The organism is Pseudomonas sp. DW-iso17 (assembly GCF_058725345.1).
The window spans coordinates 57853-72513 of sequence record NZ_JBZXEA010000015.1 but is presented as its reverse complement, the minus strand read 5'-3'; the positions used below and the strand labels follow the sequence as shown (position 1 = coordinate 72513).

General features: G+C 61.9%; 7 protein-coding genes. 3 read left to right on the top strand and 4 right to left on the bottom strand.

Annotated features, from left to right (window positions below):
• Window positions 1–212: 212 nt before the first annotated feature.
• Window positions 213–695 carry a copper chaperone PCu(A)C gene (locus tag AC4PS6_RS13380; RefSeq protein WP_014718803.1) on the bottom strand — a complete coding sequence of 161 codons (483 nt, stop codon included), beginning with the start codon at window positions 693–695 and terminating at the stop codon, window positions 213–215.
• Window positions 695–1303, bottom strand: coding sequence for an SCO family protein (locus AC4PS6_RS13375; RefSeq protein ID WP_003191741.1), 609 nt, complete (start codon window positions 1301–1303; stop codon window positions 695–697). Before AC4PS6_RS13375 ends, AC4PS6_RS13380 begins: the two co-directional genes overlap by 1 nt.
• A 181-nt stretch (window positions 1304–1484) precedes the next feature.
• Between AC4PS6_RS13375 and AC4PS6_RS13370 the strand changes: the two genes are divergently transcribed.
• From AC4PS6_RS13370 to AC4PS6_RS13360, 3 genes are all read left to right on the top strand, one after another.
• Window positions 1485–1868, top strand: coding sequence for a DUF2946 domain-containing protein (locus AC4PS6_RS13370; RefSeq protein WP_492180854.1), 384 nt, complete (start codon window positions 1485–1487; stop codon window positions 1866–1868).
• Between the two features lie 62 nt (window positions 1869–1930).
• On the top strand, window positions 1931–2476 hold the full coding sequence (locus AC4PS6_RS13365) for a putative natural product biosynthesis protein (RefSeq protein ID WP_014718802.1): 546 nt from the start codon (window positions 1931–1933) through the stop codon (window positions 2474–2476).
• 129 nt (window positions 2477–2605) lie between these two features.
• The gene (locus AC4PS6_RS13360; protein ID WP_492180853.1) at window positions 2606–5500 is read left to right on the top strand and encodes an RHS repeat-associated core domain-containing protein; all 2895 of its coding nucleotides are present in this window, start codon (window positions 2606–2608) and stop codon (window positions 5498–5500) included.
• Between the two features lie 54 nt (window positions 5501–5554).
• Here AC4PS6_RS13360 and AC4PS6_RS13355 read toward each other — a convergent pair whose 3' ends face one another.
• Window positions 5555–9985 (bottom strand): SpvB/TcaC N-terminal domain-containing protein, encoded by a 4431-nt coding sequence (locus AC4PS6_RS13355; protein ID WP_492180852.1) that lies wholly within the window; start codon window positions 9983–9985, stop codon window positions 5555–5557.
• On the bottom strand, window positions 9982–14661 hold the full coding sequence (locus tag AC4PS6_RS13350; protein ID WP_336827523.1) for a Tc toxin subunit A-related protein: 4680 nt from the start codon (window positions 14659–14661) through the stop codon (window positions 9982–9984). Before AC4PS6_RS13350 ends, AC4PS6_RS13355 begins: the two co-directional genes overlap by 4 nt.

The following is a 14661-nucleotide window of genomic DNA, read 5'->3' as shown; positions in this document are numbered from 1 at the left end:
GCTTTGTCCCTTCTCCTCCCTTCAAGTCCTAGCATACAAGCGGGCTTGCCCGCGAAGGCGGCCTGATGGTCGACACAGTTATACCGAGTACATGCCCCCACCACTCGGCACCCCGCCTGCGTTCGGCCAGCGTGGTTTAACGGGGCGCCTGAGATCAAGCTCAAAAGCAGCTCGCTTACGCGGGAGAAAAGGCCGTAGGTTTAATCGCCTACTCAATGCATCTTGCTATGGTCCATTTTGCTATGGTCCATGCCATCCAACCCACGGGCTGTCGCTTTCACTTCGACAGCCTGCTTTTCCCCCTTGGCATCTTGCACCGTCAGGGTCAGCGGTACCTGGTCGCCTTCCTTGATCTGGCCGGTCAGGCCCATCAGCATCACGTGGTAGCCGTTCGGGTCGAGCTTGACGGTTTTGCCGGCAGGCAGGGCCACCGAGTCCACTGGGCCCATGCGCATCACGTCGTCCTTCATGCTCATCTCATGAATCTGTACGTCTTTGGCGACCGGCGAGGCGACGCTCAGCAGTTTGCTGTCGCTGTCGGCGGTGAGGGTCATGAAGGCGCCGCTGGAAGGCTGGCCGGGTACGGAAGCGCGTACCCAGGCGTCGGTTACTTGTACTTGGGCGCTGGCGTGGGCGGCGAGGCCCAGCAGGGTGAGGCCGAGGGTGAGACGCTTGAGGTGTTGAACGGCAGTCATTAGCAGACCTCCATGACGGTGAGCAGATCTTCTGCGCACTCTTGAGCGGTAAGGGATGCCTGCAAGCCAAGGCGCAGGTTGCCACGGGTGTCGAATACGAAACTGGTGGCGGTGTGGGAGAGGGTATAGGTGTCGCCGGCGGGGATCTTTTCATAAAAGATCCCGAACTCCTTGGCGGCCACGGCGATTTCTTCCGGGGTGCCGTAGAGCGCTTCGAAGCTGGGGTCGAAGGCCTTGACGTAATTGTTGAGAATCTCGGGGGTGTCGCGCTCGGGGTCCAGGGTGATAAACACCACCTGCATGATCTTGCCATCGCGGCCCATCAGTTTCTTGGCTTGGGCGGCGCGGGCCAGGGCGGTCGGGCAGACGGCCGGGCACTGGGTGAAGCCGAAGAACACCACCGGCATCAGGCCGCGGTACGAGCTCAGGGTGACGGTTTCGCCGTCGGTGTTCTTGAGCTTGAAGGTACGGCCCATGATCTTGTCACTGAGGTCCTTGCCGTACTTGAAGTTCAGCTTGGGGCTGTAGTCACAGCCGCCCAGCAGGCTGCCCAGGCCCAATAGGCCCATGCCGGTCAGCACTTTGCGGCGGGTGAATAACGTACTCATCAACTGTGCATCCTGTGAAACGCCTGTAGGGCCGTGGAGCTGCTCCGCCAGGCTTTGAAAAGGAGTAACGAGAAGGGTGCAGAGTCTAGCAACCCTGGCCGGTGCGCGTAATCTGCGACGTTCTGCCACAGGGGCGCGGCGCATTTCGTCCTTTTATGGCTTCGGTGGTAGAGTCGCCGCCATGAAATTGCGCCACTCTGACCGCTCACTGATCGCCTGGGCCCTGTACTTCTGCGTGCTGATGAACCTGTTCGCCTGCGGTTTGGGGCATGGCCAGATGATGGGGCAGCAGCTCAACGGCATCGGCGGGCTGTTCTGTTCTGTGGACGGCGGGCAGTCGCCCATTTCCGACAAAGGGTTGGCAAACCCGTCTTCCAGCAACATCTCGAACTACTTTGCCTGCCCGGTGTGCAACGCGGTTACCGTCGCCCTGGTGTTCCTGATCGGCCTGGCCTGGCTGCTCGGTCTTACGCAAACCCCACGTGTCGCCCATGAGCGGCGCAGCAAGGCGCCGCCGCGCTATTCCTGGCCCTCGGCCAACCCCCGCGCTTCTCCCGCATCCTGACGTGTGCCTTGGGCTTCCTGTGACCAGGAGGCATTCTCTCGTCACGATTGTGAGAACACTCTATGAACCCTCAATTGCCTGCCGGCGCCAGCCGCCTGGTCAGTAAGGCGTCGCGGCGCCTGCGTGCGCAACCGGCGCTGCCTGATTACCCGAGTAATTCGCGCTGCTTCGTGCACCTGGATGCACGCCTGCTGCCTCACTGGCATACCTTGTTCGACATCTGTCCGGCATTGCTCAAGCTCGACCCACCGGAGGGCTTGAACCTGTTTCGCGCCTTCATGACCTGGGCCTATCGCAACCAGCCGCCGCTGGACTGGACCTACCATCTGAACGTATGCCGCTGGTTGCTGAGTTCGGCGTACCGCACACAGATTGATGAGGAACCGATCGAAGCCTTCATGGCCGCCGCTGCTGCGCGCTGGGTGCTGACGGACGACAGCCCGTCGGCAGGCATTGTCCTGAGCTGGCGCGATTGCACGCTGTTCGACTGGAAGCATCACCCTTCGATAGCCGCGCCGCGACCGGCATTGCCGCCGCCCGCCTGGGACTTTGCCTGGTGCCCGTTGGATGCCCAAGGCGCTTTCAGCGGTTGGCTGCCGGTGCCATGAAGCGCCGCGTCCGGTAAGCCTCACGACACCCTCGGAAGCGCCGCACACGGCGCAGCGTGCGGGGCCCGCAGGCTGGCACCGACTTGATGACTAGGCTCTAGGCTTCTTTGGTTTTCAGGTCATCAGGTTATGTCTTCTTTGCATCACAACACGCCCACGCTGACGGTGGTCGACCCGCGAGGGTTGACCGTGCGCAGCGTGGCGTACCCTCGCAATACCGCGCAGCAATCACCCAGCGCGCAGGTCACGCGGCAGGTGTTCGACGCTCGCGGCCTGTTGCAGCAGCAGTGGGACTCCAGGCTGTTTGAGTTGCACGCTGCCGATCCCGACGTGCCGCCCAATCTGTCTCATCGTTATAGCTTGGGCGGGCAAGTGCTGAGCACCGACAGCGTGGATGCGGGCCGTCAGACGCGCTTGCTCGGCAGTGGCGGCCAGGTCGTGCAACAGTGGGACAGTCGAGGCACGCGCCAGCGGTTCGAATACGACCCGTTGCTGCGCCCCTTGGCGGTATTCGAGCGCACGGAGGAGGTGGCGGTTGAACGCTGTGTCGAGCGCATGACCTACGCGGGCATGACGTCTACGGAGGCGGCGCGCAATCGTTGTGGGCGCATGATTCGTCACGATGACCCGGCAGGCACGTTGCTCGTTGAGCGCTACGACGTGCAAGGCAACATCACCGAGCAAACCCGGCGCCTTTGCACGTCGCACACCGCGCCCGACTGGCCGCTGCCCATGAGTGAGCGGGATGCACAGTTGCAAGCCCAGACCTTCACCACCACTTGGCAGCACGATGCGCTGGGGCAACGTCTGGAGCAGGTCGACGCGCGCGGCAATCGCCAGCAATCTCAATACGGTGTCGACGGCCAATTGACGAAAAGCGAGATTCTGTTCAAAAGCGGAGCGCGCAAGACCCTGGTGGATCAACGCAGCGTCAACGCCTCGGGCCAGGTGTTGAGCGAACGCCTGGGTAATGGCGTGGTCAGCGTTGCCGAGTATTCGGACACCGATGGACGTTTGACACGCTTGAGCGCCCACCTCAAGGATTCGGCAGGCAAGCGCCTGCAAGACCTCTTCTATAGCTACGACCGGGTCGGCAATGTGTTGCGCATCCGCGATGCGGCGCAGCCGACCCGCTGGGCCAGCAACGTGCAGGTGGAGGCAGTAAGCACATTCGAATACGACAGCCTGTCGCGATTGATCAAGGCCACTGGCCGTGAAAACGCGCGCAATACTGGCGCATCCGCACTGCCGGGGCGAATCACGTTCGGCGCCACAGACGACAGTCTCTGGGGCAGCTACACCCGCCACTATGCCTACGACTCGGCCGGTAATCTGACGCAGATGCGCCATGTGCCCAGCACCGGCAGCGGTTATACCCAACGGATGCAGGTGGGCGAACACAGTAATCACAGCGTGATTGCCCGCGAGGGCGCAAAGGCGCCGGGCCTGGGTAACGGCTTTGACCAACGTGGCAATCTCCAGGCTCTGGCGCCTGGTCAGGCATTGACCTGGAATGGGCGCAACCAGTTGGTTCGCGTCGCGCAGGTGCTGCGTGACAATGGCGAACATGACGATGAGGTGTATCTGTACGACGGCGCCGGCCAGCGAGTCATCAAGCGTCGCGTGGCTCATGGCAAGACGCAGGCTCACACCCATGAAGTGCTTTATCTGCCAGGGCTGGAGCTGCATCGCCACGGGCCGGATGGCGAGTGGTTGAACGTGATGCTCGCGCCGGGCGGGCGCCATTCGGTCAGAGCGCTGCAGTGGGAGCAGCAGCGCCCCGAGGAGATGCAGGACGAGCAACTGCGCTTCAGTCTCGACGACCATTTGGGCAGCGGCACCCTGGAGCTGGACGAGGCAGCCGGCCTGTTGAGCCAGGAAAGTTATTACCCTTTCGGCGCAACCGCCTGGTGGGCGGCAAAAAGCGCCTTGGAAGCGAACTATAAAACCCGACGTTATTCGGGCAAGGAGCGCGACGCCAGCGGGTTGTATTACTACGGCTTCAGGTACTACGCGCCGTGGTTGTTGCGGTGGATCAGCGCTGACCCGGCGGGGGATGTGGATGGGTTGAACCTGTATACGATGGTGGGGAACAACCCCATGGGTTATGTAGACGAAGACGGTTTGCAGCGCCGCTCGATGCTTGAGGTGGTGACGGTTCTGCTCCTGGTGTTGTTGATCGGGCATGGGATTGGTATAGAGGTTGGATACAGGGTTGAGCTGGCTTACTTTGGGCTGATTTCAGGAGTGGTGGGTGTCGCCTTTTACGCGCATCAACGGCTCAGCACTACTGACGTTCGGCGCAGAGCGTTCTATGCGCAGTCCGCATTGGCCGGTGCGCAAGAGCTGGGCCATCGGCATGGCGCTACCGAACATGAAGTCAGCGAGTTGGCGGACTTTTTCCTGGAACACCGACTGGCCACCGCAGACACTAAGCGCCTGTCCTACGGACTGACGCCGGCAGCGCGGGGCGGGCTCTATGGGTACATTGGGCCCACCGAGCACCGGGAGCAGGCTGAAATAGCCTCACAAACGGAGCGTAACCCTAGTTTTACGCTTGCGAGGTTGGGGTTTGTCGGGATAGAACTTCGTGCCCCGGCACGCAAGGTGGGCGCCGGCCCGCTTCCTGCGGCTGGGCTGACCCACACCGAAGTACAACCGCAAACCAGGGTCACGAGCGTGGGTCGCCGAGGCTCCGCTTCTGAAGAGCCCGCCGCGCCACCGGTAAGCTCAGGACCTTCCTCCGGGCTGGAACCTGAGCGACTCGTGATTGACGTTGAGCCTGTTCTCAATGAGCTGCGTGGCGTAGGAGGAGGGATTATCAGGAATGTGATCAACCGCCTGGAAGCGCGCACCCTGGACTTTCATACCGGGCATGCCATGGCGGGCGGGCAGAATGTCCGTAGTTTTGACTTGCCGGGCTATCGCGGGCAACGCGGTCGTGGCGCCTATCGAGTGATGATTCAGCACATCAGCGGGCTCAATTATCGGGCGGTCAGGGTGATGAACCCTCACCGCCGTTAATACGCTTAACGTCAGGCCAAAGAGCACGGGCCGTGTAACGGCCCGGCTCTGTTGTCAGTCCGGCGCGTGCGTGTCGTTTTCGTCCTCAGCGATACTGTACCAGGCGCAGTAGGTCTGGCGCCGTGTGTCGCCGTTGGCATTGACCACGCGCACCGGGCGTCCCAACGCGTCATGAAAATGTTGCTCGCTGGGGCGCAAGGTGTTGAAGGCCGCATCGTCGATATAGCCAGCACGGTCGGCAAAGTAAGGTCGCCAGGTGCGCGCCAGGCAACCTTGATTGTCATACTCCACACGGCCGCTGATCCGCCAACGGCGAGTGGCGTCGATTGGCTCGGCACCCGCGCTCAACATACCGGCGTCATCGACTGCAAAGGCCGGGCCTGGTTGCGCCTTTTCCTGGGTTTGCCGCACGCGGCCAAAGCCGTCGCTGAAGGCGAGAGCGACCTGAATCTGCGGGGTTGGCGACGTGCCTTGCCAACGGTCGGCGTGCAGTACCACGACGTGCACCGGCACTTGCCTGGCCGCCTGAATCAGGCGCTTGAGGGTTTGATGATGGGGGAGCGCAGCGCTCAGGCTGTTCAGGCGTGCCAACGCCGAGGCACGAATGTGCCCGCTGGGCAGCAGGTAACCGTTGCTTACCCATTGCGCCTGGATGCTGGCGGGTGGAATGTGCCCCATCCAACTGAACACGTCATAGAAACACGCGCTTTGAGCGTTGAACAACGCCGCTTTCGGATCAGCCAGGGCCTGCGCCGGGCCCGTATCGGGCGTGCGGATGAAGGGCGTTTGGGCGTCATGGCCGACGGGCTTTCCTTGCTCCTCTCCCTTGAGGCCGGTCGCCAGCAGCTGCCCGTGGGCGTCGTAGTGCGCGTAGCGTTGCGTACGCTGTGCGTCAGTCACCGTCACCGGCAGGCCAAGACGGTAGTCGTACTGCGCCTGGGTCGTGCAGCCGTCCGCCAATTGCACCTTGATGATGTACAGCCCATAGCGGTCGTACTCGGACTGCGTGAACCCATGGCTCAGGCTCGCCTGATGCCGACGAGGCCGATAGAACATTTCAGCCTGGCCGTAACGGGTGTACCCCTGGCCGAGCGACCACAGGGTGATAGCCTCGTCCTGCCCGGGGGCCGGTGACAGGAACGCGGCCATGGCCCGATAGTGCTGTGCACTCAGCGTGGCAGCGACAGGGCGGCCCTCATACACCTCCAGCGCTTGCTGATCGAGTTCGGCTGTCTCGATATAGGCGGGCAGCGCCTGAAAACTTGCGGTGCCGGCCGGCAAGGGGGCGGTGTGCTCCGCCACGCAGTAATGCTGCACCGACAGCCCCCCCAACTTGCGTTCGGCCGCTGTTCCCAGTGGAGCGGACGGGCCCTGCGCAATGAAGTGTTCATAGCTTATTTTTTCAATTGCTAACGCCTCTTTGCTCAGGACCAGCACGTTGCGTCGTTGCTGGTACGGCAAGTGCAAGCGCCAGCGCTGCGCGGCGTCAAGGTGAATGAAGCGGGCGCGGGTTTCGTTGAGGTAATACGCCTGCTGCGCCGAATCATGCGCGTCACGCCACCACTGCTGCTCGTGGGCCGGCCCCGGCGGTGGGGCGTCGCTGGCTGTCTTGCGACGAGCGTAGTCGACCACCACGCTGTGCAGATTGCCGGCGTAGCAGTCCCAGCGCAGATTGAGGATATGCCGACAGCATGGGTCGCCCGGTTGGCGCTCGTAGCGACAGGTCAGCGACTCCAGCAACAGTGGCAGCAGCACCGCCGGTTCGCCGGCCTTGGCCGACGGGCTTAGTTGGCGTATGAAATAGCGCTGTTGCTGCACCGAATACGGCACTGCTTGTGGTGGCGAGTCGGCGGCTGCATATACCTCTTCACGCAGCAGGCTACCCGCCAATGCACGCTGCATCGCGCGGCGGGTGGTTGCGCCGGGCGTAGCGATCAGCGTATCTCCTGTGCGCCCGGCCTCCAACTGGCCCAGCAGGGTTGGCCCCAGCGCGGGCGCCTGCGGGTCGCCCGGGTAAAAAGCCTCCTGCGGGGGCTCAAAGGTGTGGAACCAGCGTTTGGTCAACACCCCAGGCGGCGCACCGGCCGTAGGAGGTTGTTCGGTGTGCAACACCAGGCCAAAGCCGATGAACTGGCGTTCCTCACGGTCGTAGCAGGCTTGCCGGTAACGAAAATACTGGGTGGAGCGGTTACGGCTGACCAGATCCTTTTGCTGTTGCCGCTTGACCACCTGTACCGGGAACGCAAGGCTACTGCCTCGAGGCACTCCCAGGGTTTGCCCGTGCTGTTTTTCGTCGAGCCATTCCTGGGCGCTGCTGCGGTAGCTCAGTTGGGTGGAGGCCCCCCGGTTGTTGAGCGTGGCGGTTAACAAATACGGTTTGAGACTGACGAAGTCATACCGCCAGTGCTGGGGTGTCATGTGCGGCACGCTCAGGATCAGGCTGGAACAGCCCAGGCCTTGAAGGTCGGCAAAGCTGACCTGGCATGTCGCGTCATGGCGCAAGCCCTCGGGCCAACGCAGTGTCAGTGGCTCCGATGCCAGCCCGCTGCCGGCGCGGTTCATATAGATCTGTATGTGTTCAGGCGCCAGGTAAATCAGGTCCACCGCGCCTGAGCCGTCCAGGTCGGCGAGGCGAATATGCTCGGCATCGAAGCTGGCGTGGTCGAACGCCAGCGTGGCGAAGACAAACCCTTTGCCGAAGCGTCCACGGCCGAGGTTGGGCCAGCACTTGATTTCGTTATGGCGGATGCGCACCAGGTGTTGTTGGCCGCTGCCCAGGGGGTCGCAAAAGGCGATCAATTCGGCCGGCGAATGGCTGAGGGTTGGCAGTCCCTCATCGTCGGGCGCATGGCGCACCTGCTGGCCAGGATCAAACCCGCCGTCCTGGCGCTGAGCGTACAGGCGCACGCTGCGGCTGCCGATCAGAACCAGGTCCAGCCTTCCGCTGCCCATCAGGTCGGCCAGTTGCCCGTGGGGATGGAAAAACTCCTGGGGCATCGCCGCAAAAGGCACGAAACCCGACCATTGCCGCTGCGAGTCGAGGCTGAAAAAACCGCTCAGCCCTGGTTGCGCCACCACCCATTCCAGATGCCCATCGCCGTCAAGATCCGCCAGTGCCTGGCGCGTGGCTTGGGCGGTATCGGCGAGGGGGATGCGTGGCAGGGCCTGCCATGGACCATAGATCAGCGCATTGCTGCTGGCCCGGCCGGGGGCCCTGAGCGGCTCGCGGTAGTACCAGCTTTTATCGGTGCGGTGCAGGATGCCCGGCAAACCGTCGCGGTACAGGTCGACCAGTTGATAATGCTGCCCGTCGTTGATGCCCGCCATGGCGTCGAACGCTTGGTAGCGCGCGGCGTCCAGCGTCGGCACGAAGGCGCTGTAGGCCAGCTCCAGAGGTGGCCAGGCACTGGCGTCCCCTTGGGCGTCAAAGGCCTGGTTGTGCACAGCGTTCAGGCAACTGCCGATGGCGTGGCGATGGGTGTACTCCAGCAATAGACGCCGCGTCAGCACCGGCTCGACGCCCAGGCTCGGCTCGTCGGGGAAGTAATGAAACATCAGCACTTGCTGACACCGCCGCAGGGTGCCGAGCTCAAAGCCATAGGCATAGCTGCTGATCGGGTCGTTGCGGATCGGCCAGGCATGTTGTTCGGCATAGGTCGGCACTTGGCTCAGGCCGGTGTGGCGTTCGCCATAATCCAGCAGCAGTTCGAAGTGCCATTGCTTGTCAGCGAGGGTGTCCGCACGCCACAGCGCCAGATGCTCAAGGGGCTTGAGGTTGCCGTAGCACACCCGCGCCAGATAACGCTGGGCGCGATAGTCCCTGGCGGCGCTTGGCGGCTGGTCGTCTGGTTTGTAGTGGTAATAGATCTGCTCACCCAAAGGGTTGAGGCTTTCCTGCAACAGCCATTGGGCAACACGTAGGCCGTCGTTTGGGTCTGCACAGCGCGCGATCAGAGTCTTGCCGAACAGGTGCACGCAGCCGTCGGCCCCCTGAACCAGCCAGAACCCGGCCTTGTCGCTGTCACAAGACCAATGCTCGATACGGTCGAAGCGCGCTTCTATCACCGGAAAATAGCGCACCACTCGGTGGGGTTCATCCAGGGCCAGGCCGTTATAGTGGTCCCAGGTGGTGGCCTGAATTGCGCCGTCGGCATCACGCTCAGGGATCATGTCGATGCCTTGGGGGCTGATGAAACGGTCGTCATCACCGTAGGCCGGTACGCCTTTGCGGGTATCACGGGTGATGGCGCCTGCCGACATCGCCCAGCCGAGGCCGAAGGGCCCGTTGCCTAGGGCGCTGCGATAACCCAGGCTCAGGGCCGGCGTGAAGCCACGGCCCGGCGAAATGGGCAAGGGCACCTCCAGGCACGCCTCACCCCGTGTGCCCACGGCACCCCATTGCGCGCCGGGGCCCTGGATGGCGCCACCGCCCTTGGGCAGCGCAGGAATCTTCGGTTCCAAGAGTTCGGGCGGCTGCACGCTCATCGTTGACCTCCGGTGTTTTTAGCGGTGTAGCGCAGGTGCACGATGATATCGGTGAGGGATTCGAGCAGGGCGTTTTGCCGGGCATGGTTGGGAAAGGTCAGTTGCCAGGTGGAGATCGCTCCTGTGTATTCGAACGGCAGGTAACGCTCGTCGCTGTCGAAGTTCAAGGTAAACAGGCCGCTGTCGTTGAGCCCGCTGGACAGGGCGATTTGCTGTTTGGCGCGCAGGTCTTTTTTTACCGCAGCGTCGGTGTGTCTGGCCGCGGGGGTGAGGTGCGTGGTATTGGCGGTTTGGGTCAGGATGGCCTTGATGTCTTCATAGGGCCCCAGCGTGGCGGGCAGGGACACACTGACGTGCTTGATACGCCGCAGGTAATGGCCTGGGTAGTCGTCGTCAAATAGCTTGAGGGTCAGTTCAAAGGTCAAGGCGCCGGTTTTTACCAGGTCGGCTTTAAGCGCGGCCCAGGGCATGTCGCGCGTGGCCACGGGGTCTTGGCTGTGCAGATGGCGCAACGACACGGTTTTAGTGATTTCCAGCAAACGTTCGTTGTGGGTGAGGTAGGCGTTACTCATGCTCAGTAGGTTTTGCTTGAGCGCTTCCCCGGCGCTGAAGCCGCGATATTGATGGGTCCAATGCTGGGTTTGAATGAAGTGCTTGTCCCACTGAGCCCGTTCTTCCTGCCAGCAGGCCTCGGCCGCCAGGCACAGCGACAGGCTCGAGTCATAGGCTTGGTAGTAGAAAGTGGAAAGTTGGCCATTGAGCCATTGATACAGTTGGGCGTTGGTAAAGCGTTTGCCGAGCTGGTCGTACAGGCTTCGTGCTTGGGCCAGGCTGGTCTGGGCCAGGCCCAGTTGCAAGCGGGTATGGGCTTGCTGTTCGGTGTAAGCCTGCAGCTGGGCGTCGACCTGGGCCAGCTCAAGGCGTGCCTGTTCCAACGAATGGGCCCACTCGGCGGCGCGTCGGGCAAACAGGTCGGTGCGGTCCAGGTGGGCAGCATTGGCGCGCTTGTCATTGGCAATGCCTTGGGCCGTCGCGTGCAGGGCGTGAAAAGCGCCCTCGTAGCGCACGCCGCCGTTGGAGGTGCCAAAAATATTCGGTATCAGCATCGCCAGCCCCGCGCCGGCTTGTGCCACGGCGGCGGCGGTGTCCCAGCGCGCACTGTCCTGGTACTCCTGGGTGGCCTGGGCCTCGGCCGGGCTGATGCCTCGCTTGAGCTGCTGTTCGAAGAACGCCACCCGCGCTTCGACCATGCGGCGTCCTGCCAGCAGCGCCTCCTGGTTCCTCGCATCGAACTGTACGGCCTGGGCCTGTTGCTCGACGGCCAGCCTGGCCAAGTCCCAGGCTTGCTGCTGCTGGGTTTCCAGGTACTGGGCCTGCTCTTTGCGTTCGAACAACGACAGTAAGGTCGTCCCCAACTGGATCAGGTTGTCGACCGCTTGCAAGGCGTGTCCCAGCAGCACCTGGAAGCGATAGTGCGCGGCCTGGGCGGTGCGCAGCGACGGGCGCAGGCTGGCGCCGACCGAACCTTGCTGGTACGCGGCAAGCAGCGTTTGAGGCGTCAGGGTCGCGGCGTACAGCGGCAGACTCAAGGGTTTGCCGGTCAGGTCCAGGTGATGGCGCAGGTTGTGCAGGCGAGATTCGATCTTGTCCCAACGCAGCAGCAAGTCAGGGCTCAGGGACCGACACAGCCGCGAGGTGTTCGCAGGCACTGTCGTGCTGTCGAGGGTGGAAGGGTTTTGCAGTTTGTCCAGGGTCGTGGTTGCCCAGGGATCGACCGGGTTGAGCGGCGGTCTTGGACCGAGCAAACCCTTGGCGCGGATGTACCACAACTTGGCGTCGGCCAGGCTGTCACGGGTCATTTGCCGGTACGCCGCATCCCCGCGATTGAGCAGGATGTCGACGTACAACAGGTACAGCGCCTGACGAAAATGTACCGCGCTGCTTGTCGCCAATGGGTGGGGCAGGGAAGAGGCGTTGTGGCGCTGTGGTGCACTGGTAAGCAGCGCAGGCAGGCGCCAGAACCCGGATGGGTGTACGGGATCGAACACGTAGCGTATCCACGTTTCGGCCTCGGCGTATTGCTGCTCCTGGTTCAGGCGTTGTGCCAACAGCCAGGGCAGGTAAAGAAACAACTCCCAGTAATAGGTGCCATGGGGGCCGTGGAAGTCCAGTGGACTGGGGTTTTCCTCGCCTGGCAATGGCGGCTCGCGCCAGGCATCCGGGGCCAAGGCAAACAGCTCATGCAAACCTGCGCCCGCGGTTTTTGCCAGCAGCCCGGCCACGCAGGTGTTGGTGCGTATGGGCGCTCGTTTGTTTTCAGGCTTATCGATCGACTCGATCGTGGACCCGTCGAAGTCAATGAATTCTGCCGCGCCATAGGGCGGGGTTGCGAGTCGCCGGATAAACGGAGCCAGTGGAATGATGGGGGTGCTGTTATCGGGCGGCAGGGTGAAGGTCGCGGTTTTCAGCGCGTAGCCCAGGATGATGGGATCGGGGTAATGCACATCGCTTTCCAGCAGCAACACGCCGTGAATCAGCGTCAATGTGGAAGCCGTCGTGTCAGTGGAGTCCTCGTCGTAGGGGTGCAAGGTCGTGGGGGAGAGTTCGATCTGCGCCTCAAGCGTGTGCGTTTCGGAGAGTTCAGTGAACGTGTCGCGCAGGGTGCGCCGAGAAGCGTCTGCCAGGCCGACGAGTACCGTGTTATTGCGGTGAGGGCTTTCCGGTAAAGCGCTGTGTCCTTGTTTGGGATACATCAACACGGGTTTGTACAGGCGTTGTTTCTGCTGGACCTGGACCTTGTCCAGTACTAAGTCGTAGGCATGGCTGCTGGTCTGCGCCTGATTGTTGTAGAACGACAGGGTGACGGTATAGGTGGCGTCTGGCGTATTGAAAAAATAGTCGAAGGCTTCTTGGCTAATGCGTTGGTCGCGCAGATTGAATGTCGTGCTTTTCGGGTTTTCTTCATCTTTTTCAATTTGCGGCAGGGTAAAGGTCGTCGGCTGATTCGCAGCATTTTTTATAAGTTGGGCATAGCTGACGCCGGTCTCATTGCACTTGAGGGTCAAGTCGATGCGCACGTTGGAGAAGGTTGCCAGCTTGGCGCCCTCCAGGAAAATCTCGGCGGTGGGGCCTAACGCCAGCGTCTCGTTCTGGGCAGGACCGCTGCTGCTGAGGGTGATGGTCAAATTGACCAGTGCGTCTGCCTTGCTGAACCTGACAGTGCGGTGCGGTTCGAAGCGTTTCGCCAGGCGGGTGGTGACCTCCAGTACTGACGTTGTTCGGTTGAACCGAATATCGCTCTCAGCCGAAAGACTGCGGATATGCTGTTGATTGTCTTCGTAGTTCCAGCCATGGGTGGTGCCATGGGGCGCGTCGTTGGTCAGGGAGTGGACTTTGACCTGGACCGTGTCGGGCGCCCTGAATTGAAATCTGGCCCTGTTGTGGTGCCCGAACAGGGCCAGGTACCGCCCCGCCAGTTCCGACTCTTTATGCCAGGAGAACATCCGCCGAGTGCTGCCCTGGGTTTCAAGCCAATGGACGTTGAAGTGCTGATCCAGCCGTACGGCTTGAAAGAAATGCCGATGCACGCCGTTGTGCGGGGAAGCCGTTTGATGGTTCGGCTGTGCGCTCAGGCCCAGGAACAGTGACGGCGGTTGGCTTTTTGAATCGAGTACGGCGATGGACGCAGTGGCGCTCATCAGGTCTTCCGAGCTCAAGTCATCCAGGCCCTGTGCCAGGCTGTATTCCTGAATGCAGGCCTGCGGCACGCTCCAACTGTCATCCAGTTTTTTATAGGAAAAGTACAAGCGCAACTGTAGATAGGTGGTCTTTATCCGGGTTTCCAGCCGTTGCTGGTATTCCTTCTCCGATTCAACATCACCGCGCCCGATCCGGGTGATGTCCCTCGACGACGACGTCGGGTTGATGCATTGGGCCCACACCACGAAGAGGCGCCCGTTGAACACCACCGGGCGAATCGTCTGTTCGGGGACGTTATCGTCAATCGACAGCGGGATCTTTTGCCAGGAGGACCAGGCTGGCGGAGTGGTCGCGTCGCCCGAGGCCATTTTCAGCGTGCGCCAGTAATAGGTGTTTTCCGGACTGGACTTGCCGGTGAAGTAATAAGTGCTGCTGGCAAAGCTGTCTTTATCACCATCGATATAACCATTGAGGGTCTTGATGTTGGCAAGTGCTTCGAAGCGGCTGAGGTAACTGTGGACGGCTGTCTGCAGCGGCGCAGGCTCGATACGAAATTGGTTGAGCTGGTTCTCCAGTTGCCTGAAGTTGTCGCTTTTGCCATGGCGCAATGTAGGGCTCAGGTAGGTGGCCGGGTAGTGCTGAAGTTGCTGGTGGGCACGCCACAGTGAATAGGACAGCAACTGGTCTCGCCACTCGATCTGCTCGACAGCGCTCATGCCCTGTTCGTCGTAGCCGGGCTCCAGGCCCAGGTAAATGCCAGTGATGTACTGCTGCAGGCTGGCAATGGCGCTGGCGACACGGGTGGTGGGCACCGTATGGCGGACCTGGGGGTCGAGCAGCCAATAGGTATAGACATCGTCGACGGTCTTGACGGTATCGGCCACTGCCGTGTCTTCAGGCAGCACGCTGTTGAGGTAGAACCCCAGCATCGCGTCGCGCAGGTGTTCGTTGAGGTGGTGGGTGAGGGTGTCAGACAT